Here is a 20,722-nt window from a genome sequence, read left to right on the forward strand (position 1 = left end):
GCGGTTCAGGTGAGTGCGAGGCCGCCGTCGACGCCAATCACCTGCCCGGTGATCCAGTCCGAGGCGGGATCGGCAAGCCGGACGATCCACCGCGCGACGTCTTCGGGCTGGCCACGTCGTCCGAGCGGAATCTGCTGGCGCTCCTGCTCTTCGACCGCCGCCGCCTGCTCCGGCGACATGCCCATCATCCCGGTCAGTGCACCCGACTCCGTCGGGCCCGCCGCGACAGCGTTCACGCGAATGCCTCGCGGCGCCAGTTCGAGTGCCCAGCAGCGCGTCAGGTGCTCCAGCGCCGCCTTGCTCGCCGCGTAGTGTGAGAGACGGGCACCCGACTTCTGGCCGAAGGTGCTCGAGACATTGATGACCGCGCCCTTCGCCGCTCCGAGATAGGGCAGCGCGGCGGTAGTCAGGAGGCTGGGACCAAAGACATTCACCGCGAAGATGTTCGCGATGGCAGCATCAGTCGCGTCGGCCAGGGGAAGGATCGCGCCTGCGCCGGCATTGTTGACCAGGACGTCGAGCCGGCCCCATTTCTTGACCGCCGCCGCAATCGTTCGAGAAGCGTCCTCGGGCACCGCAACGTCAGCCACCAGCCCTTCGATATTGGAATGCAACGCGGCCGCCTCATCGAGAAGCGCGCGACGTCGACCCGTGACGAGCACCCTGGCGCCTCCCCTGGCAAAATCGAGCGCCGCGGCATGACCGATGCCCGAGCTTCCGCCGGTGATGACAACGACTTTGTCGGTCAAGGCTGACATGAGCTGGTCTCCGGCTTTCGCATTTCGCCCTCTCGACGGCTCGACTGGCCGTCGAGACGGAGAATGGTCGAGGAAGTACCGGGCGCCCATTCATCCGGGGATTCGGTTGCCTAATCCCAAGGTATAGCCACCGCACTTTGCGGGCGAAGCGGCCCACCCCCTCGGACACTACGTCGTCAGGTGCACGACACGAGCCACGGAGCTTCCTCGGCGGACCGGCTCGCTAGCCCCCGAAGGCCGGAAGCGTGAAGGAGAAGCACGCGCCCCCGCCAGGCTCATTGTCGGCGCGAACCGATCCACCGTGCGATCTGATGATCGACTGGCAGATCGCCAGTCCTATGCCTACACCACCCGGCTTGGTGGTGAAGAAGCTCTCGAAGAGGCGGCCCATGGCCTCTCCCGCGATGCCGGGCCCGGTATCACGGACCGAGAGTTCGATCAGACCGCCTTGGACCACCGCGACGGCAATGCCGATCCGCCGGGCCGCACCGTCTCCCTGCGAAACCGCCTGGATGCTATTGACGAGCAGGTTCACTATGACTTGCTGAAGCTGGACGCGGTCTCCAAGCACCATCGCTGGACCAGGCGCCGCATCGATGGACCAGGCAATGCGCCGGAACTCGATGTCATGGCGGACAAAAGTCAGGGCCTCCTCCGCTACCTCGTGAAGGTCGAGAGCCTTTCGTTCCGGCTCCTTGCGGGCCGCCAGACCTCGGATGCGTTGAATGATCTCGTTTGCCCGGTAAGCACTCGTCACGATTCGATTCGTGAGCTGCTTGACCTTCTCCGCATTGAGATTGTCGCGTTCCAGCCACCGCAGACTCGTCTCGGCATTCGTCACGATCGCCGCAAGCGGCTGTTTGACTTCATGGGCGATCGAAGTGGCGAGCTCGCCGAGAGTCGATATCCGGGCTGCATGGGCATAGTCCGCCTCCAGGCGCTGCAGTTGCGCTTCGATACGCAACCGCTCGGTGATGTCGAGCATGGTGAGGAAGGTCGTATCCAGTTGCTCGGGCGGGGTGGAAAAGGTCACCGAAAGAATCACGTCCCGGAGTTGGCCATCGAAGGTGAGGATCTTCGCCTGCTCGCTGAAGTTTCGCCGGCCTTCGAAGTGGGCGACCATGACCCGCTTTGCCATGTCGGGTGTCGCGGCGAACAGATATCGGACTGGGCGAATCAGGTCCGCTGTACCTTTTCCACGAAAAAGCGCGACGGCCTCGCGATTGACTTCCGTCACCCGAACGACGTCGTTGGCAAGCTCGATCAATTCCTGATGCGCATCTAGGAAGCCAGCGATGTCAGTCACGCCTTCCGACCGCAAGCGGTCGAAAACCTCGCCGGATGCGCGCGCGTCGACCTGCCAGAGGGCGGTCGGCATATGGTGGATCAGCTTGCGATAGCGATCCTCACCGGCATGCAGCTCGCGGGCAGAGCGATCGTCGCTCAGGATGCCGCTTATCATCAGATAGATCGTGTTGGCTCGGCTTTGATCCAGCGAACGCCAGGCGGCGGCGGAGGCATTTCGAAGAGGGCCGTCCGAATGCATGGCGCGTGTCTGGGTGATCCGCCATGACTGCTGAGCGAGGACCATCGCCAGCAGCTCGACCAGCATCGGACGGCACTGCGACGGCCAGAAATCCAGGATCGGACGCGCAATCAGCTTCAGGCGGTCCGCAGTGCCACCAAATATACGAACCGCCTTCTCGTTGACGTTGACGATCCGGCAACGAGCGAGCAGTCGTTCCAGCCCATCGGGATCGCTGGCGAGCAGCGCGCCCGTATCACCGTCCGCCAGCGCGATGCGCTCCAGGTCATCTCGCACCTCGGAGACATCGAGTTCCCAGCATGCCGCAGTCGCGCGATGGGGCGCCGCGTATTCGGCATCGCCGGACGTTGCTGCGCCCGAACTGATACCCTTGCCGTACTCCACGATGTCATGCGGCAGGCCCGACGCCTTGTATCGGACCGTCTGCGTGATCGACGCGGCAATCGGCGATCCGGTTGCGGTGTGCCGTCGCACGGCGCCCTGCCAAGTTCCTTCCCGAAGTAACTGACGCCAATGCCCCTCATCGAGATCATGGCCCGGGAAGAATTCGTCCAGTCGATGACCGACGACGGCGAGCGCCGGCCAGCCATACAGCGCTTCGGAGGCAGGGTTCCAGTACCGGACAATACCTTGGGCATCGCAAACGATGACGCTCTCCGACGCCAGATCGGCAAGCCCGGTCTGGGCACCGGCACCCATGGTGCCTTCGCCCGAGAGGTCCGTCGTGTCGCGTTGAAAAGGGATCCCCCGATTGTGCAACATGTCGCCACCCCCTGCTCGCGACGGGAAAACCTCCGTGTCGCGATCGCTTAATGAATCCGTTCACGCACACAGGCACGGAGCCCTCAGGCAGCTGGCACTACCGCGCCAGCGCCTCGTTCAGAGTCCGGGTCAGAAGCTCCTCGCCGACCGGCTTTGTGAGATAGGCGAGAGCGCCACCCGCAATCGCTTCCGACCGGCTTTCCACCTCCATCGATGACGTGATGACGATGACGGGGAGCCGCGATCCAAGCGCCTTCAGTTCCCGGATGAGTTCCATGCCACTCATCCCCGGCATGCGCAGATCGGTGATCAGGCAGTCGAAGGAATCCGGCGAGTAAGCCGCAAGAAACGCCTCCGCCCGCTCGAAGGTGCGGCATTCCATGGACAGCACCTGAAGCAGCTCCGACAGGGCATCACGCATTGCTTCGTCATCGTCGACGACCGCAATCACGGGCGGACTGGACAAACGATTTTCCTCGTTGCTGGGGCTCACGCGAACCCGATTGATGCCGCCTGAGCGGTTTCCAGTGTTCAGATGGGATGATCGGCGTTGCGACCGGCGCGGAGATGGGCCGGCAAAGCCTCCCAGGCACGGACGAGTTCGCCGACCGAGGTTGCCTGCATCTTCCGCATCATGTTGGCGCGATGGACCTTCACCGTGATCTGGGAGATCCCCAGATCGAACGCGATCTGCTTGTTGAGGCGACCACGCGCCACCTCCTCCATGACCTGGCGCTCGCGCGCCGTCAGCGTGCCGAAACGGCCGGCCTGCAGCCTGGCGATGCGGGCCACGGCGCGCTGGGCGATGTCACGCTCGATCCCGAGCTTGACCGCGTCCAGCAGTGCCTGGCCACGAACGGGCTTAGTCAGGAAGTCGATTGCTCCGGCCTTCATTGCCTGGACGGTCATGGGAATGTCGCCGTGGCCACTCACGAACACGACCGGCTTGCCATCGCCGCTCGAAGAGAGCTGAGTTTGGAGATCAAGTCCACTCAGGCCGGGCATGCGCACGTCCAGGACAAGACAGCCAGGCCGATCGGTCAGATCCGCCTCCAGCAACTCGCTGGTGGAGCCGAAACTGACCGCATCGAGCCCGACCGATTCCATCAACTCGACGAGAGCCAGTCGCACCGCCTCGTCATCGTCGACGACGATGACGAGCGGCGTCTCGGCGCCAGAAGGCAGCTCCCTGGATGTGGGCCGCACCCTGACGCCGCCCTGCATCCGCAGGACGCGAGGCGATCCCGGATTGGGCTTCCACGACGAGATTGGCCGGCTATTCGACGGAGTTTGCGTGGTCCCGGGCATGGCACGTCCTCACCTTGGGTGGCCTGGCATTGACCGGAATTGTGCGCCCGGTCATGCGAGCTGAAGTCGAACCCTAGGGGAACCGCGCAACGAGGTCGCTAAGGAGATCGCTAAGACTTGCTAACCGGTCGCCCGCGACTTCTCACCCCTGCGGCACTCCGAGCAATCCCAGTCCGCGGTGCATGCGATCATGACAGGCGAGATAGATTGGATCGTCCGAGAAGACCTGCGCGCGCAGGTGATCGATGGTGAGATCGAAGCCGCCCATTGCTTCGCACCATGAAACCAGTGTCCGGCGCGCCTCCGTCAGGCGGCCAGCGTGAGCGAGCGCCGCGACCAGGAATGCCATGGGGTAGACCAGACCGGGGCAAAGGTCCGTTCCCTGCACGAAATACGGGATCGCCTGCTCGTCGAGAGCATGGCAGAAATGATACTGCCCCAGGAAATGGTGCCACAGGCCGACGCCGCGATCGCGCGGGCAGAGCGTCAGCGCATGCTCTAGCGGCGCCCGCATCTCCTCGAGCCGCCCGGCCAGGAATTGAACATGGCCAACATAGGCCAGGCACTCCGCATCGCAGGGGTCCAGCGACAGACCGCGCTGAAACGCAGTCAGGGCCGCCTCGAACCGCCCCTGGCGCAACCTGACATATCCCCGGCAAAACCAGGCTCGCGGCCAGTCCGGTGCCCGTGCGACGGCCTGCATCGACAGTTCGTCGGCACGGCGCACCTCGGAGCCCATGGCCGCATTGGAGCGTGAGGCTCGAAGATCGGTGGTCGCCCGGATGTTGCCCGCGACGATCGCGTAGGCCAGCCCCGCCATCGCTGACGCGTTGAGCGGATCGTCAACCAGCACGCGCTCGAACCACTGCCTCGCCTCGTCGAGATCGTGATGGACCAGCAGACCCCGGTTGAGGGCGCTCCACCCGCGAAAGACCGATTGGGCAACGCGGGCGGAGCCTTCCTGCTCGAGCGGCCCGGTGGCCTCACGGTCGATCAGTTCCGTAATGACGCCGTGGCTCAGCCGGCTCGCGATCTCGCTCTCGATTGCGGCCAGCCCGACATGCCGGTGCTCGAACCGATCCGCCCAGAGGGTAGCGCCGCTCGAGGAGTCATCGATCATCACGACGAGCTGCGCATCGCGCCGGCCCGGCCGGACCGCTGTCCGGAGCACATAGCGGGCGATCGGCTCGACCGCCGCCGATGTCATTATCGCGTCGTCCAGGCTGTTGGGACCGGCCGGCATCCCGACCACGGCGACACCCGGAACTCGGGACAGGTGGACGGCGAGGTGCCTACGAACCTCGGCCGCAAATGCCCGCGACTTGTCGTCATTGGGCAAGCACTGCACCGGCATTACGAGCACAGACAGGCCAGGCATGCCGGAGCGGCCCGCCGGCGCCGGGGTATCGATCAGGCCGCCTGGCTCGGCCTGCGTTGTCTCGACCGGCATGACGAAGCGGTACCCGCGCCCATGCTCGGTGAGGATGTAGCGGTCGGCGTCGTCGTCCGTCCGCAGCACACGACGAAGCGCGGCCATGTGTACGGTGAGATTATTCTCCGCAACGACCCGGTTCCCCCAGGCTGCCTGCAGGAGATCGTCCTTCGTGACCAGTTCGCCCGCACGCCCGAGCAGCAGCAGCAGCAGGTCCGTCGCCCGGGAATTCAGGACGATCAGGTCACCCTGTCGCTCGAGACGGCGGCTGAGCGTATGGAAGACGAACGGGCCGAAGGCGAAACTCGACGGCTTCCCCATGAACTCGATCCAGTTAGCAGATTTTAGCAACTCTATCGCAGCGTCCGTCGGCTACACCATGGAAAGTGCCGACAGAATGACCCCCTTCTCGCGAGGCGAACGATGAGTGACGAATTGCAGATCAGACCCATGACGCGCTCGGATTTGCCGGAACTGCTGCGGTTGATGGAGGGCATCGTGAGCTACGAGCGAGGGATGGGATTCCGCCTGACCGAAGCCGAGTTGGTACGTCGCGGATTTGGTGAGCGACCGGAGTTCGGGGCCTTCGTCGCCGATCGTGGCGATGGGCGGCTCGGCGGCATGGCCGTACACTACGAAATTCCGTTCATGCACACATTGCAGCCACTGCTGATGATGAAATGGCTGTTCGTGGACCCGGACCTGCGCAGCGCGGGCGTGGGTCGCCTGCTGATTCGGTGCGTGGCCCGCCATGCACGCGAGACGGGCCACGACAAGGTCTGCTGGTTCGTGCTGAAGGACAATGCGCGCGCTCAGGCATTCTACCGCGGTGTCGGCGCAACGCCGGATCCCGAATGGGACAGGTGGATGCTCGGAAGCGACGCGATCTCATCACTCTCGAAGGAGGAAGTGCCGCGCGGCTAGCACGCAGGCGCGCGTGGTGCGGGGCGCAGCTCGCCTGGAACAAGCGTCGGACCGCCTATGCCTTGCCATCAATCGACGCGTACCTGCGCACAATGGCTGGGAGCATCAGCGGCTCCCATTCTCCCTGTACCGGCGTCGGCATGGCCGGATTCAGAAAGGAGAATACGTTGAACAATCAAACACCGAGCAAGGGCCTGGAGTGGCTCAATCTACTCCTCGGCTCAGGGTTGGCTCTCGCAGCGTTTGCGTTTGCAGGTGAGACTGTCGCTGCCTGGAATGCAGGCATCGTGGGCACGCTGATCGCGTGCTGCGCGGCCGTTGCGCTCTATCGCTACGGCGCCTGGGCCGAATGGTCCAACATCGCCCTCGGATGCTGGGCGGCGATCTCGCCCTTCGCACTAGGCTTCACAAATGCACCTGCAGCGACCTGGTCGCTGATTCTGGTCGGCAGCTCCGTTGCGTTCATCGCCGCGATGCAGATCGCCGGCGGCCGCAACGGTCGCACGCGCACGACGACCTGAACGCTTCTTCGTAAAGCCTGCAGCAGCGGATCGAGGGACGAAAGAAAGCATGTCCCGGAGACGGGGTGATCGTCCCTCGATGCCGTGCCGCGTCGCAGTGCAATCCGCTGCCGGGAGTTACGGGCAGAGAGGATGTCAGCGGCGCTGGCGGACCTTACCAGGCTCATGCGCCCCAACTCCATGCAGGAAGAGATCGACGGCGGAGTCTACAGCCACATGCATCTCCTTATTCGAAGGTGCCGACCGGAGTCCGAGTACGACCTGCAAATGAAGGTTGTCGCGGATCATGGCAACGAAATGCCCCGCTGCACGCTCATAATCGCCCGCCCGGATCTCCCCGCGATCGGCCGCCTGCTTGAGAACCCTGGAAAGCCGGGACGTGGCACGGCCAGGCCCCTGGTCGTAGAACGACTTCACCAGCTCGGGAAATCGGTTCGCTTCGGTCACGGCAATCCGATAAATGGCGATCAGGGTCGGCGACATATAGACTTCCATGAGATTTCGACCGAACGCTCGCAGCGTCGTCGGCAGGTCGCTGCCTTCGATCTCCTCGAGCACGAGCGCCGAGAGCGCCCGATCGGCACTCTGCGTGACGATGGCCGAGAAGAGGCCCTGCTTGTTGCCGAACTCGCTATAGATGCTCCGCTTCGATCCACCGGCGGCGCCGATGATGGCATCGATGCTCGTCGCCTCGTAGCCCAGTTCCAGGAAAACCTTTGCTGCGGACTGCAGAAGGGCTTCCCGGCGGTCCTGGGACCTTCGCGACTTTACCTGCACCGCGCTTTCCCCATCGCTGAACGCCCCCCCTCATTGACTGGTAATCATCGTTACCATATATGTCAATGGTAACGCGCATTACCGGAATCTAGATCATGCCGCCTCCTAAGCTGAAGAAGATCATCGGCGCGCTTCTCGGAGTGTCGGCCGTGGTCACGTCCATCGCCGGATGGCAGTGGCTCCAATCGAGCGCCGAGACCTATACGGACAACGCCTACATCCGGGGTGACGTCACGTCCGTTGCGCCAAGGGTGTCGGGCTATGTGACCTCGGTCGAAGTCGAGGACAACCAGCCCGTCAAGGCAGGCGATATCCTCTTCCGGATCGACGATCGGGATTACCGCGCCAAGCTGGCGCAGGCCGAGGCGAACGTGGTTGCCGCGAGAGCCCGCCTCGCCAACGTCGAGGCCGAAACGCAACTTCAGCATTCCCTGATCAGGCAAGCGGAAGCCCAGCAGCGATCAACGATGGCGGAACTGGACCTGGCGACGCGGGTGTCCGACCGTCGCCGCCAGCTCATCCGCAGCAGCACGGTCAGCCAGGCGCAAGTCGACGAGAGCGACGCCGCGCGTTCGCGTGCCGAGTCGGGCCTGTCTGCCGCCTCCGCAACAGTCGAGGCCCAGAACCAGCGTATCGCGGTGTTCGGCGCCCAAAGGGAGGCCGCTGTCGCCGCCGTCGCTCAAGCCGAGGCCGCCCGTGATCTCGCCCGGATCGACCTCAACAGCACGGTCGTCCATGCACCCGTGGCCGGTGTCGTCGGCAATCGCCAGGTCCGGGTCGGACGGCTTGTCGCCCCTGGCGTCGCCGTGCTCGACATCGTGCCGATCGACGATTTGTGGGTCGTGGCGAACTTCAAGGAAACCCAGATCAAGCACCTGCACGCCGGCCAGCGTGTCCGGATCATCGTCGATAGCTACCCCGACGAATCTTTCGAAGGCGAGGTGGAAAGCTTCGCCCCGGGCAGCGGCTCTGCCTTCAGCCTCCTGCCGGCAGACAACGCGACCGGCAATTTCGTTCGGGTCGTCCAACGCGTCCCCGTCAAGATCCGGTTCGCGGACAAAGGCTCGCGCGCGCGCGCTTCCGTCCACCTCGTCCCTGGCCTCTCCGCGCGTGTCGAGGCGCAACCAGCCGTCGATCCATGACGACGACGCCAGTCCCTGCGCACCCGGCCGTCGCGAAAGGTTCCTTCTTCGCCGGCGTGCTTCTGATCGCCGGGATCTGTCTCGCCGCACTGACTGAGGCCATTGCGGGGACAATTCTGTCACTTGGACGCGCAGACATCATCGGCGACACCCATGCCACCGCCGATGAGTTCGCGTGGCTTGAAGTCTCGTACACGACGCTGAAGCTCAGCGGCTTCCTGGCGGCCTCCTGGGCAATGGATCGATTCGGTCCCCGCACGCTCATGATCGTTTCAACGCTGACCATGGGGGCAAGCTGTGCGCTCGCCGTCGTCACGACGCGCCTGGACCTCCTGGTAGCTCTTCGGGCGCTTCAAGGCTTCTCGGGAGGGATTCTGCTGGTCACGGGGCAGACCATTCTGTTCCTGAGTTTCACGCGAAACCGACAGCCTCTCGTCCAGGCCGCATTTGCCATGGCGGCAGTCGTGGCCGCCGCTACCATCGCGCCAACCATGCAAGGATGGCTTCTCGATCGCCAGTCCTGGACATGGATCTTCTTCGGCGTCGTGCCGGTCGCGCTGGCATCCGTGTCGCTCCTGGTGCTCGCGGGCCGGGAGATCCCAACTCCTCCTGTCCGGCGCAAAGCAGACCTGCTCGGATTTGTCCTCCTCTCCGTCGCGCTCTTCTGCGCCACCTATGTCCTGGGTCAAGGGTCCAGATGGGACTGGTTCGAGGCGCCCCGTATCGCGTGGCTGACGGCAATCGGGGCCTTGGTCCTCGCACTGTTCCTGGTGCAGCAGATCGTCTCCAAGGGGAGAGGTGTTCTCGACAGGACGCTGTTCTCGTCTCAGGACTTTACGTTCGCCTTCATCGTCAGCTTCGTGGCCGGTGCCGCACTGTTTGGCAGCGGATTCCTGATCCTGGGCTTTGCTGCGTCAGTCCTCGGCTTCACCCCGACCGAGGCTGGCCTCCTTCTGCTGCCGAGCAGCGTGGTGTTCGTCGCCGCGCTCCTTCTCGCAGCGCTCGTCATGCAGTATCGCCGTGTGCCGCCCATTGCCACGGTGCCATTCGGTATCCTGGCCATCATGCTTGCAATGTGGATGCTCTCCCGCACCAACGGACAAAGCGGCGCCGGAGACATGATGCCGGCGATACTTGTCCGCGGGCTAGGCCTCGGTTGCCTGTTCCTGTCGATCACTCTGGTCGCCTTCAACTCTCTTCCGGACCGCGGCCTGGCCGCTGGCATCGGGCTCTTCAACACCGGACGGCAGGTTGGCGGTCTGCTGGGCGTCGCGGGACTACAGACGCTGATCGATCACGACATTGCGGCCAACATCGCTGTCCTCAACGCAAACGTCACCGGAGGTATTCCGGCAGTTGCAGATCGCCTGACGACGACGACGGCTCTGTTGGTCGCGAGAGGACTGGATGCGGTCGCGGCCGGCAAGGCCGCCGCCAGTCTGCTGGGAAAGGCCATCGCAAGCCAGTCCACGGTGATCGCCTTCGACACGGGCTTCTTCTCGGTTGCCCTGTTCTTCGTCGTGGCCGCGCCTGTCGTGATTGCCGTCAAGTTCGTTCTCGCGCGTCTGGCAAAGACTTGAGAGTGTAAGCTGCCAACGGACTCACGAAGCCGTGGACGGGCTCACATGCCTCTACGCCAAAGGCGGCCGACAGTGCCCGTGCACCATCGGCCGCCAAATGTCTGCCTACAGGATCACTCTCTCTGACCGCGGGACGGCTCCGTTGACGCCTGCCGCTCAGTAGTCCCAGAAAGCCGGCACCCAGCGGAATGCATCGCCGTCAGCCGCCACTCGACCGACCGACGGAAACGGCAGGTGGGTGGCCACCAACTGGTCGCCCGACGCGGCGAGGTCGCGCAGCAGTCGAATGCGAACGCGGGCGGCCTCCTCAGGATCGTGTTCGAAGCCGTTGTACCAGCCAGGGTGCTCGAACCCGACCGTGAACACGGCGTCGCCGGCGAACATCAACCCCTCGCCACCGGATACCACGCGGACGATGCTGTGACCGGGGGTATGACCGCCGGTGCGACGGACGACCACTCCCGGCGCTACCTCGTGCTCCTCATCGAACTGTCGCAGCTGGTTGCTATACGCCTTCGCGAAGCGATCGGCCGCGGACCGAAGCGCGTCCGGGAAACCCGGCGGCATGTGGACACGGGTGAAGTCGGGCGACTCCCAGAACTTCACCTCGGCAGCTGCCACGTGGATCCGCACGTCCGGACGCAGCTGGTCCTTGAATCCGTCCTCGAGGAGTCCACCAATATGGTCCATGTGCATGTGGGTCAGCACCACATCGGTCACGGACGCCAAGTCGATCCCGGCAGCCGCCAGCCGGTGGATCAGCTTGCCGGCTCGCGGCAGGTTGAGGTTCGGATCGGACCCCAGCCCGGTATCGACCAGGACGGTCTGATCGCCGCTGCGCACGACCATCACATTGAGCGCCCAGTCGAAGGCGTCGGCCGGCAGGAACATGTCGTTCAGCCAGGCCGTGCGCACGCTCGAGCCGACATTGTGTCCCAACATCTCGGTCGGAAGCGGTAACACGCCATCGCTGATCACCATGACGTCCACCTCACCGATCCTCAGGGCGTAACGCGACGGAACCAGTTCGTCAGGGCCCGGCCTGCCGGGGCGTGGTGCAATTTGCAAGCTCATGTCTATCTCCTTTTGACCGCCGCTCTACACACGGCATCGACGACGCTAAAGTCAGGCGTCTTTGCGATCGATTGGGTCTGGGGATAGGACGAGCGATACCTTGATGTAGGTGGCGGCGACGTGCCGGTGCATGCTGACACGGCTTAGCTTGCAACCGACACGTCGTTCTAGATTGCTGCCTGCACCCATGTGCAGAAGCGCGGCTGGTGTATGATTTCCAGCATGGCGGACTCAGCGCGGGTTCGCCGCCTTCTTCGCCACACGCTCGATCCGCCTCACAGTGCGGCGTCTCCTGTGGTTCCCGCGCTTATTGGGTCCAGGTCCCCGCGGACGGATCACCGTCCGGATCAGGCGGCCGTCGCCTGTTACTCTTTGATCTGAATGAGTGACGGCAGAATGTCTTTGGTGACGCTGTTGGAGGTACCGAGAAACCCGTTCATTCCCAACTAGCCGGCCGATGTATCCCTTAGCGAGCACAAGATCGAGGTGGTCGGGCCCGTACGATTCCTCGATGAGTGTCTGTGCCACCGAAGGGCGAGAAGTTGCCAAAAAAGAGCGAAGAGTTGCCCTCCGCGAGAATTCGCCGGGAACGAGCCCGGGAATATGCCCAGGCAATCGCAAAGGCCCTCAAGGACGAGCAGACACGCGGCACCTCGATCAAGACCATCATGGCCTGGACGGGCGCCGGCGAGCGAACGGTCAAGGATTGGCTGGCCGGCTCGACCGCTCTGCGCGCGTTCCAGGTAGGATGTCTTATGCGGTCGTCCGACCTGGTCTATGAGCGATTGATGGTTCGAACCGGCCGAAGGCCAGTTGTAAGCCGTGAGAGCCTGAAGGCACTCAAGGAGCAGGTAACCAGGCTTGCAGAAGACATTGACGCCGCGCTTCTTTAAAGCTGGCACTGCATGCATAGCACTCCAACTGGGGTACCTTCGGAACGCCAAGCATGTAGTCCTTCCGTGCCATCCCGTCCTCTCTTCAAAGCCCAAAACAGCCAGAAATCCAACTCTCGGATTGGTACCGTTGCGGGGGAGCAGACCAGTCGGCTAATAAATCTTCATGGTTGATATACGCACCGGCCGTCCGGCCACCCTCGCGCCCAACGGTATGGTTACATCCCCGCATTCACTGGCGTCACAGGCCGGCGTCGATGTGTTGAGAGCAGGCGGATCGGCGGTCGATGCCGCCATCGCCACCAGCGCCGCGCTTTCGGTGCTCTATCCGCATATGACGGGCGTAGGCGGTGACGCGTTCTTGCTTGTCCATGAAGCCAAGACCGGTGCCGTACGCTACATCGACGGCGGCGGACGTGCTACCGCGGCCGGCACGATCGACGCCTTCGCCCGGCGCGGCCTAGCCGAGATACCCTATCGCGGCGTACTGCCCGGCACCCTCACTGTTCCAGGCGCGGTCGCGAGCTGGGGCATGGCTCACGCCGCCTATGGTCGCTTGCCTTTGAAGCGCTGCCTGGAGAGCGCCATCGGCTACGCCCGCAATGGCTTCCCGGTGACGGCGCGGCTGGCCTACTGGCGCGAACTGGCGCGTGAGGAATTGGCGAAAAGCCCCGAAGCGGCGGCCATCTTCCTGAAGGACGGCGCGATCCTCACCAACCTCGATCTCGCAAGGACCCTGGAGGCGATCGCCAGTGACGGCTGGCACGGGTTCTATGAGGGTGAAGTAGCGGGCGAATTGGCGCGTTGGTCGAAAGCCAACGACGGCTTCTTTACTCTCGACGACCTAAAGACGCAGAACGCGCACTGGGGCGAACCGCTGAAAGGCAGCTACCGCGACGTCACGATCTACGAAACGCCGGCGCCCACGCAGGGCTTCGCTGTGCTGGAGATGCTGAACCTGCTCGAGCCAATGGAGATGCACAAGAAGTCCTTTCTGGGCCCCGACTATGTGCACTTGATGGTCCAGGCCAAGCAGCTTGCCTATCACGACCGCGACCGTCATCTCGCCGATCCACGCTTCGCGTCTGTACCGATGGAGCGCCTGATATCAAAGAAATATGCTGATGAGCGGCGTGCTCTGATGGACCCGGCCCGAGCCTTGCCGTGGGACAAGATCCCCTCCTACGGCAGCCTAGCCGGTGACACGGTCTACATCGCCGTCGTCGACGCCGAGGGCAATGCGGTGTCGATGATCCATTCCCTTTATGGTGGCTTCGGCGCCGCAGTCGTGGCGGGTCGCACCGGAATTGTCTTGCAGAACCGCTCAGCCTATTTCTCGCTCGATCCCAAGAGCCCCAACCGGGTCGAGCCCGGCAAGACGCCATTGCACACGCTAATCGCCTCGATGGCGTTCCGCGACGAGAGGCTGTGGGCCGTGGTGGGCTGCATGGGCGCCGACGGCCAGCCCCAGATCCACCTGCAAACCTATCTCGCCCTGATCGACCACGGTCAGGACATCCAGGAGGCGCTGGAGATGCCACGCTTCCTGTCCGGCCGCTTCGCCATCGGTGAGCCACGCGACACGCTGCACGTTGAGGGACGCATTTCGGCCGAGGCCATTGCCGAGCTCGAACGACGCGGCCACATGGTCAATCGCTGGGGCGCCTGGAACGAACTTGCAGGCCATGCCCACGGCATCACCGTGGACCCGGTCAGCGGCCTGCGCGTCGGCGGCTCGGATCCGCGAAGCGATGGCGCCGCGATCGGGTATTAGCAGGCTGTGGCTGCGTACTACAGCGACACCGCTGGGAGCTGCTCGCCTCGGACCCGCGCAATCAGCCGACGCCTGCCGATATGCTTTACCTGTTCCCTGACATTCGCCGGCCACGCGATGACGCAGAGAGCGTAGAGCCAGTGCTCGTGCACTGCAGCACGTGCCAGACCGACCTTCCAGCAGATCTCCCTTCCACCGTCAGCGGCACACGACAAAACACAGGCAACGGCCAGTCATTGGTCCGGAACTGACCACGAACCGGACATCGGCAGCGTTGGATGGACGTGCTGGCCTCGGGCCGGGTCGATCTCGAGTGTACCTACGAACTCCTTCCCATCAGCGCGGCGGCGTACTCAAGGTGGCCATCACGATCTGACGAAAAATCCTTCTCAGATCCTCCGCCAGAGCGGCCAGGTCGCGGCGAGCGCCAGCAGGCCCATCGCGCCGGTGATCGCCGTGGCCTCGGGCGCTCCGATGAGATCGGCGAGCCAGCCCAGCCAGACAAAGCCGATCGGGCCGGTGCCGATGCAGACCGAGAGCACACCCAGGATGCGCGAGCGCATTTCTATCGGCGCCGCGAGATAGACAAGCGTGGCCTGCAAGGTGGCGAAGGTGGCGCCGGCAAGGCCGGTCACCAGCAGCGCCACACCCGCCAGCAGCGGCGTGGGCGCCGCCGCAAAGCCGATCAGCCCGACCAGGTAGGCGGCCGTCCCGCCGACATAGGCGCGGGCATGCCAGCCCGGCGTCAGCCACAGCGCCAGCAGGAAGCAGCCGGCGAAGGCGCCGACGCCGTCGATGCTGGTGAGAAGGCCGACGCCTTTGGGGCCGAGCAGCAGCCGGTCGGTGCCGATCACCGGGATCATACTGGTGAAGGGCCAGGCGAAGACATTGTAGATGACGGTAACCGCCATGATCGCGCCGAGGCGGCGGTCGGAGAAGATGAGCGCCACGCCCTCCCAGGTGCGGGCGAGCACAGCCCCCGCACCGGGCGAGGACGGGATGTGGCTCTGCACCATCAAGGTGGCGGCGACGGCCGACGCGTACAGTGCCACGCTCAGCAGGAAGGCGCCTTCGATGCCGACACCCGCCAGCAGCAGGCCGCCGACGGCGGGCCCTACCATACGGCTCACATTGCCGGCGCCGACATCGAGCGCCATGGCGATGGCCATGCGATCGCGGCCCATGACTTCGCCCATCATCACGCGCCGGAGCGGATTGTCGGTGGCCCAGCCGCAGCCGTTGATGAAACTGGCGACAGCGAGGTGCCAGACTTCCAAGGATCCCCTGAAAGCGACGACGGAGAGCAGAGCCGAGGTGACCATCATGAGGCCGACGATGCCGGCTAGGGTCAGGCGGCGGTCGAACCGTTCGGCGAAGGCCCCGAGCAAGGCGCCGAACAGGCCCATCGGCACCAGGCGGAGCATGGTGATCATGGCGACGACCAAGGCGGAGCCGGTCTGCTGATAGACGACGATGCCCATGGCGACCGTTTCCAGCCAGCGCACGGTGGTGACGACGAAGCCGACGTACCACAGGCGCCAGAAATCCATCGGACTGGTGCGCAGCACCTGCTGGAACGAACTCGCCGTGTTCTTGTTATTCTCGCCCATGCCGGCGCCGACTGTCGCGCACGGCCGCGCCAAAGTCTCCTGTCCTGACACCGGCCCTACTACCAGATTTTTCGGAACCGTGGCGTAACCCTGAATATCCTCGTCACGCACCCAGCTCATGCGACACTTTTCGGAAGTCCGACCCACACGCAGGAGGCCCCGCTGACGGCTCCAAAGCGGACCCGCGCGATCAACCGCCGCTTGCCGATTTGCTTTAGCCCGCCCCTACCGTTCAGCCGCCACGCAATGACGCAGTGCACGTATAGCCGGTGCTCATGCGCCGCGGCACGTGCAAGGCCGAACTTCCAGCAGATTTCCTTCCACCGCATCCCGCTGGCCCGTATGCCTTGCTGCGGGGACTGTCGAAGGGTGGACATACCTCATCGTGCTCGATCCACCACGAGCGCGGTACGTCTGGCGCAACAAATAGTCTGGCACTACTTCCCTGTTCAGGGCGCCAAAATTCCCTGTTATCGCGCCTAAATTCCCTGTTCCGATCGGCCACGTTGCAGCGAGCCGAGGCCGGAAATCGCTGCCGGGCGGGGACTTTTTGCGCCTCGCCCGCCGGGCCGCCTGGAGTTTCCCTGTTATTTTACCTGTTGGCAGGGAATTTGACCTGAGACTGGTTAACGGTCGACTGGCCCCACTACCCACCCCTCGCCGCCGCTGGACGCACGCCCCGGCCGGCCCCTCTACAGGAAGGCGACCGAGAACCAGGGCACGGCGGCGATCACCGCTAGGCCGGCCATCAAGGCCAGCAGGTACGACCATATCGCCCCGATCGCCTCGTCCGGTGAGACGTTACCGATCCGGCATGCCAGGTAGAAGCCGATCCCGATCGGCGGCGTCATCAGGCCGATGTTCATCGCGGTCACGATGGTCATGGCGTAGTGGATGTCGTTCACCCCGAGATTCTTGGCGATCGGAAACATCAGCGGCGCCATCAGGACGATCGCCGGCAGCCCCTCGAGCACGCAGCCTAGGATGAGGAAGACCATGATGCTGAGGATCATGAAGACGATGGTGCCGCCTGGCATCGCGGCCATGAACTGGGTCACGTCGCGCGCGATGCCCGCCTGCGTGATGGCCCAGGCCATGGCCGAGGCGGTTCCCAGGATCAGCAGGATCGAGCCGGTCAGAGCTGCCGTCTCGACCAGCATGGCGTAGGATTTCCTCAGGCTTATGCCGCCGTAGAGAACAACCCCGACAAAGGCCGCATACAGGACCGCGATAGTCGAGACCTCGGTGGCCGTCGCGACGCCGCCCGAAACCGTGCTGCGGATGAGGAACGGGAGCACCAGCGCCGGCGCCGCGATCAGCGCGGTGCGGCCGATCACACGCAGGCTGGGCCGCCGCACGCCCGACATGTCCTCGTGGCGCGCCTTCCAGCGGGCGAGGATGGCGAGGCCGAGCAGCAGGACCATGGCGATGGCGAAACCGCTGGTGAACAGGGCCGCGATCGAAACGCCGGCGACGGAGCCAAGGACGATCAGGACGATGCTGGGCGGCACCGTGTCGGCCATGGCGGCGCCGGTCGCCAGCAGGGCGATCATTTCCCGGGGCTTGTTGCCGCGCCGTTTCATCTCGGGGAACAGGGCGGGCGCCACCGTTGCCATGTCCGAAACCTTGGAGCCGGAGATGCCGGAGACGACGAAGAGCGATCCTAGCAGGACATAGGACATGCCAGCGCGGATGTGCCCCAGCCACGAGGCGAGGAAATCGACGATGGCCTTGCCCATGCCGGTGGCGTCAAGGATGCAGCCGAGCAGAAGGAACACCGGCACCGACAGCAGGATGATGCTCGACATGCCCTCGTCCATGCGGCCGATCACGACCGAGAGGGGCGCATTGGTGCCGAACGCCAGGTAGCTAATCGTCCCGATGGCGAAGCAGAAGGCGATGGGCACGCCACAGGCGAGGCTGACTGATACGAAGAGGACCAGAAACAGCAGCAGCTTCGAGTTTCCGGCGCGGACCAGCTGCGGCGAGAAATGCCACAGCAGGCCGGCGATCGCGCCCACGACGACGGCCGCCACCAGCAGATAGCGCAGGTCGGGCGACCGCAAGGCGTAGCGGATCACCAGCACGAGCATCAGGACGATGCCGAACGGGAGCGCCGCCACGCGGAAGCTGTTGGGGATGCCGAGCGCGGGCGTGGTGATGAACCACTCGTCCATCGTGTACTCGACCGCGTGCGGCAGCAACGCGACGAGGACGGTCGCGACCACGACAAGACCGAAGGCATCGATGAAAATCCGGGGCCGCTCGGAGAAAAGGTTCACGAACAGGGTCAGACGAAGATGCTCGTTGCGGTCGAGTGCCATCGCTGACCCGAGCATCGCCATCCAGATGAAGCTGATCGAGCAGACTTCGTCGATCCACACGACCGGAAAATTGAACAGATAGCGCGAGGCCACGCCCGCCAGCAGGAGCAGGACAATGCCCAGCATGAGCGCGGCCGCGACCGCGTTGATGGGCTCGAGCCACTTCCAGCGTCCGCCGGGACTCGGGTTACCAAGCGACTCGGACATGGCAAGTTCTTCAGCAGTCGCGCTCATGACGATTTTCCGAACAGATCCGCAGAAGGAAGGCACCCCGGCCCTGCCGGGCCGGGGTGCATCGCACTCAGCTCAGTTTGCCGGTGTACTTTTCCAGGATGGACCAGGCCTCGTCGCCGTATTTGCCCTTCCACTCCGCGTAGAAGCCGGCGGTCCGCAGCTTGTCGCGGAAAGCGTCCGGCTTGGGCTGGTTGATGACCATGCCCTTGTCGGTCAGCTCCTTCTGCAGGCCCGCGTTGAGCTGAGCCACGTCCTCGCGCTCCTTCACGCCCGCGGCATTCACATGCTTGGCGACCACGGTACGCAGAGTCTCAGGCAGCCGCTCCCAGGCGCGACGGTTGGCCAGGAACCAGAAGCCGTCCCACATGTGGTTGGTGAGGGAGCAGTATTTCTGGACCTCGTAGAGCTTCGCCGTCGCGATGATCGCCAGCGGATTCTCCTGGCCGTCGACGACCTTGGTCTGCAGCGCGGTATAGACCTCGGAGAAGTTGATGCTGGCCGGCGCCGAGTCGAACGCCTTGTACATCGACGTCCACAGCGGCGAGACCGGCACGCGGATCTTGAAGCCCTTCAGGTCTTCCGGCCCCTGGATCGGCTTGGTCGAGGATGTCGTCTGGCGGAAACCGTTGTCCCAGATCTTCTCCATGGCGACGAGGTTGGCCTTGGCGATCTGGTTGCGCACGTACTGGCCGAGATCGCCGTCCATCGCCTTCCACACCGACGGGTAGTCCGGGAAGGCGAAGCCGATGCCGTTGATCGACGCCGCCGGCACCAGCGTCGAGAGGATCAGGCCGGAAAGAGTAAAGAACTCGATGCCGCCGGAGCGAAGCTGGCTCAGCATGTCGGTATCCGAACCGAGCTGGTTCGACGGGAAAATCTGGATCTCGACCCGGCCATTGGTCTCGGCCTTGATCGCGTCCGCCATCTCCTTCGCCCGCTGGTTCATCGGGTGGGCGACCGGCAGGTTGTTGGCATACTTGTAGGTGAATTCCGCGCTCTGAGCCCGCGCGACCCAGGGGGCCGCAATGGCAGCAGTCCCCAGAGCAGACGCTCCAAGCAGCGTCCTGCGAGATACTTCCATGGTTTCCTCCGCTCCATTCAGTCTTGTCGTTCTGCGGCCCGGAGCACGTGTCCGTTCGGCAGGTGAGCAGGCGGGATACTATGAATTGCCCGTCACTTACACATTCTTGCGTGCATTGCCGGAAGGACGGATCGGGGTGCGGGAGACGACGGATCGTGGCGCGGCTATGCGCTTGCCGATCCACTTCGCAGCGCTTCCGGCGACCTCGGAAAGGACTTCCCGGTCGCTGCGGCCCGACCGAACGAGCACGCCGAACGAGTGGTCGGCGTCCTTCACGGGCCGGGAGGTGGCCCGTTTTCCCAAGTTTTTCAACACCTCTTGCAGGAGCGCGGGCTGCGCGAGCGCATCCCGTGTCCCTTGGATGAACAACATGGGAATGCGAATATCGGACAAATGCGCCGCGCGCTCGACGGAGGGTTTTTCAGGCGGGTGCAGCGGAAACCCCAGGAATACCAGGCCGCGAACGTTCGGCAGGGGTTCCACCGACTGCACCTGGGACGTCATGCGGCCGCCGAACGACTTGCCTCCCGCAAACAGGGGAAGCGCCGGCGCGAGCTTCGCGGCCTTCCTGACGGCCGCCCGTATCGCGGCATGCGCCACGGCCGGCCGGTCGGGCCGCTTCGAACCGGCCTCCATATAGGGAAACTGGAACCGGAGGGTGCTCACACCCGCTTCCGCCAGAAGCTCGGCTATGGCGGCCATGAACGGATGTGTCATGCCAGCGCCTGCCCCATGGGCCAGGACGAGCAGTGCCACGGCGTGCGGAGCCGCTCGATAGAGCGCCGAAACGGTGGTTCCCGGCTCGACCCGCAGGCTGAGCCGTCGCGCTTTCACAGAATGTTCCATCGATCAGAATCGAGAATCAGCAAGGACGACCGCCGGGATGAGCCGTCTCAGGATCGCATCAACGGCGACGAAGCGCTATCTGTCCGACATAGAACCGATCGTCACCCTCGCCTCAGTTCTGCGGCGGTCATTTGCC

At 64.2% G+C, this 20,722-nt stretch carries 17 protein-coding genes; 6 read left to right on the forward strand and 11 right to left on the reverse strand.

The window, feature by feature from the left end; translation table 11 throughout:
- Positions 1-5: 5 nt before the first annotated feature.
- The 5 genes from ACT6UX_RS10640 to ACT6UX_RS10660 all read right to left on the reverse strand — a co-directional run bounded on the left by ACT6UX_RS10640 (position 6) and on the right by ACT6UX_RS10660 (position 6,127).
- Positions 6-758: an SDR family NAD(P)-dependent oxidoreductase gene (locus ACT6UX_RS10640; protein WP_444775123.1), complete on the reverse strand. Its 753-nt coding sequence runs from the start codon at positions 756-758 to the stop codon at positions 6-8.
- Between the two features lie 223 nt (positions 759-981).
- Positions 982-3,066: an ATP-binding protein gene (locus ACT6UX_RS10645; RefSeq protein ID WP_444775124.1), complete on the reverse strand. Its 2,085-nt coding sequence runs from the start codon at positions 3,064-3,066 to the stop codon at positions 982-984.
- A 97-nt stretch (positions 3,067-3,163) separates the two neighbouring features.
- Positions 3,164-3,559: a response regulator transcription factor gene (locus ACT6UX_RS10650; RefSeq protein ID WP_444775125.1), complete on the reverse strand. Its 396-nt coding sequence runs from the start codon at positions 3,557-3,559 to the stop codon at positions 3,164-3,166.
- 38 nt (positions 3,560-3,597) lie between these two features.
- The gene (locus ACT6UX_RS10655; RefSeq protein WP_444775236.1) at positions 3,598-4,290 is read right to left on the reverse strand and encodes a response regulator transcription factor; all 693 of its coding nucleotides are present in this window, start codon (positions 4,288-4,290) and stop codon (positions 3,598-3,600) included.
- Between the two features lie 226 nt (positions 4,291-4,516).
- Positions 4,517-6,127 carry a winged helix-turn-helix domain-containing protein gene (locus ACT6UX_RS10660; protein ID WP_444775126.1) on the reverse strand — a complete coding sequence of 537 codons (1,611 nt, stop codon included), beginning with the start codon at positions 6,125-6,127 and terminating at the stop codon, positions 4,517-4,519.
- A 102-nt stretch (positions 6,128-6,229) separates the two neighbouring features.
- Here ACT6UX_RS10660 and ACT6UX_RS10665 point away from each other — a divergent pair, with 102 nt between their 5' ends.
- Both ACT6UX_RS10665 and ACT6UX_RS10670 read left to right on the forward strand, forming a co-directional pair.
- On the forward strand, positions 6,230-6,730 hold the full coding sequence (locus tag ACT6UX_RS10665; protein WP_444775127.1) for a GNAT family N-acetyltransferase: 501 nt from the start codon (positions 6,230-6,232) through the stop codon (positions 6,728-6,730).
- Between the two features lie 167 nt (positions 6,731-6,897).
- Positions 6,898-7,251 carry an SPW repeat protein gene (locus tag ACT6UX_RS10670; RefSeq protein ID WP_444775128.1) on the forward strand — a complete coding sequence of 118 codons (354 nt, stop codon included), beginning with the start codon at positions 6,898-6,900 and terminating at the stop codon, positions 7,249-7,251.
- Between the two features lie 135 nt (positions 7,252-7,386).
- Here the strand turns inward: ACT6UX_RS10670 and ACT6UX_RS10675 are convergent, their stop codons facing one another.
- Entirely contained in the window at positions 7,387-8,028 is a 642-nt protein-coding gene (locus tag ACT6UX_RS10675) for a TetR/AcrR family transcriptional regulator (protein WP_444775129.1), read from the reverse strand.
- A gap of 95 nt (positions 8,029-8,123) precedes the next feature.
- Here ACT6UX_RS10675 and ACT6UX_RS10680 point away from each other — a divergent pair, with 95 nt between their 5' ends.
- Both ACT6UX_RS10680 and ACT6UX_RS10685 read left to right on the forward strand, forming a co-directional pair.
- Positions 8,124-9,170 carry an HlyD family secretion protein gene (locus ACT6UX_RS10680; RefSeq protein WP_444775130.1) on the forward strand — a complete coding sequence of 349 codons (1,047 nt, stop codon included), beginning with the start codon at positions 8,124-8,126 and terminating at the stop codon, positions 9,168-9,170.
- Positions 9,167-10,750, forward strand: a complete 1,584-nt coding sequence (locus ACT6UX_RS10685) for a DHA2 family efflux MFS transporter permease subunit (RefSeq protein ID WP_444775131.1) — start codon at positions 9,167-9,169, stop codon at positions 10,748-10,750. Before ACT6UX_RS10680 ends, ACT6UX_RS10685 begins: the two co-directional genes overlap by 4 nt.
- A gap of 156 nt (positions 10,751-10,906) precedes the next feature.
- Here the strand turns inward: ACT6UX_RS10685 and ACT6UX_RS10690 are convergent, their stop codons facing one another.
- The gene (locus ACT6UX_RS10690; RefSeq protein WP_444775132.1) at positions 10,907-11,824 is read right to left on the reverse strand and encodes an MBL fold metallo-hydrolase; all 918 of its coding nucleotides are present in this window, start codon (positions 11,822-11,824) and stop codon (positions 10,907-10,909) included.
- A gap of 521 nt (positions 11,825-12,345) precedes the next feature.
- Here ACT6UX_RS10690 and ACT6UX_RS10695 point away from each other — a divergent pair.
- A complete protein-coding gene (locus ACT6UX_RS10695) occupies positions 12,346-12,717 on the forward strand; it encodes a hypothetical protein (protein ID WP_444775133.1) in 372 nt (123 codons plus the stop codon).
- A 166-nt stretch (positions 12,718-12,883) separates the two neighbouring features.
- Complete coding sequence (gene ggt, locus ACT6UX_RS10700) at positions 12,884-14,491, forward strand: gamma-glutamyltransferase (RefSeq protein WP_444775134.1); 1,608 nt, start codon at positions 12,884-12,886, stop codon at positions 14,489-14,491.
- Positions 14,492-14,880: 389 nt separating this feature from the next.
- On the opposite strand, the gene ACT6UX_RS10705 is transcribed toward ggt, so the two are convergent.
- From ACT6UX_RS10705 to ACT6UX_RS10720, 4 genes are all read right to left on the reverse strand, one after another.
- Positions 14,881-16,101, reverse strand: coding sequence for an MFS transporter (locus ACT6UX_RS10705; RefSeq protein WP_444775135.1), 1,221 nt, complete (start codon positions 16,099-16,101; stop codon positions 14,881-14,883).
- A gap of 692 nt (positions 16,102-16,793) precedes the next feature.
- A complete protein-coding gene (locus tag ACT6UX_RS10710; RefSeq protein ID WP_444775136.1) occupies positions 16,794-18,632 on the reverse strand; it encodes a TRAP transporter large permease subunit in 1,839 nt (612 codons plus the stop codon).
- Between the two features lie 94 nt (positions 18,633-18,726).
- Positions 18,727-19,740, reverse strand: coding sequence for a TRAP transporter substrate-binding protein (locus tag ACT6UX_RS10715; protein WP_444775137.1), 1,014 nt, complete (start codon positions 19,738-19,740; stop codon positions 18,727-18,729).
- A gap of 96 nt (positions 19,741-19,836) precedes the next feature.
- Complete coding sequence (locus ACT6UX_RS10720) at positions 19,837-20,586, reverse strand: alpha/beta hydrolase family protein (RefSeq protein ID WP_444775138.1); 750 nt, start codon at positions 20,584-20,586, stop codon at positions 19,837-19,839.
- Between the last annotated feature and the right edge of the window lie 136 nt (positions 20,587-20,722).

This window comes from Reyranella sp. (assembly GCF_052439685.1).
In the GTDB taxonomy this organism is placed as follows: Bacteria; Pseudomonadota; Alphaproteobacteria; order Reyranellales; family Reyranellaceae; genus Reyranella.

Excerpts from the sequence above, each read along its gene's own strand:
- ACT6UX_RS10660 (WP_444775126.1), bottom strand. The coding sequence starts at position 6,127 with ATGGGGAAGCCGTCGAGTTTCGCCTTCGGCCCGTTCGTCTTCCATACG.
- ACT6UX_RS10685 (WP_444775131.1), top strand. The coding sequence starts at position 9,167 with ATGACGACGACGCCAGTCCCTGCGCACCCGGCCGTCGCGAAAGGTTCC.
- ACT6UX_RS10690 (WP_444775132.1), bottom strand. The coding sequence starts at position 11,824 with ATGAGCTTGCAAATTGCACCACGCCCCGGCAGGCCGGGCCCTGACGAA.
- ACT6UX_RS10680 (WP_444775130.1), top strand. The coding sequence starts at position 8,124 with ATGCCGCCTCCTAAGCTGAAGAAGATCATCGGCGCGCTTCTCGGAGTG.
- ggt (WP_444775134.1), top strand. The coding sequence starts at position 12,884 with ATGGTTGATATACGCACCGGCCGTCCGGCCACCCTCGCGCCCAACGGT.
- ACT6UX_RS10665 (WP_444775127.1), top strand. The coding sequence starts at position 6,230 with ATGAGTGACGAATTGCAGATCAGACCCATGACGCGCTCGGATTTGCCG.
- ACT6UX_RS10705 (WP_444775135.1), bottom strand. The coding sequence starts at position 16,101 with ATGGGCGAGAATAACAAGAACACGGCGAGTTCGTTCCAGCAGGTGCTG.
- ACT6UX_RS10710 (WP_444775136.1), bottom strand. The coding sequence starts at position 18,632 with ATGTCCGAGTCGCTTGGTAACCCGAGTCCCGGCGGACGCTGGAAGTGG.
- ACT6UX_RS10720 (WP_444775138.1), bottom strand. The coding sequence starts at position 20,586 with ATGGAACATTCTGTGAAAGCGCGACGGCTCAGCCTGCGGGTCGAGCCG.
- ACT6UX_RS10645 (WP_444775124.1), bottom strand. The coding sequence starts at position 3,066 with ATGTTGCACAATCGGGGGATCCCTTTTCAACGCGACACGACGGACCTC.
- ACT6UX_RS10640 (WP_444775123.1), bottom strand. The coding sequence starts at position 758 with ATGTCAGCCTTGACCGACAAAGTCGTTGTCATCACCGGCGGAAGCTCG.
- ACT6UX_RS10655 (WP_444775236.1), bottom strand. The coding sequence starts at position 4,290 with ATGCAGGGCGGCGTCAGGGTGCGGCCCACATCCAGGGAGCTGCCTTCT.
- ACT6UX_RS10715 (WP_444775137.1), bottom strand. The coding sequence starts at position 19,740 with ATGGAAGTATCTCGCAGGACGCTGCTTGGAGCGTCTGCTCTGGGGACT.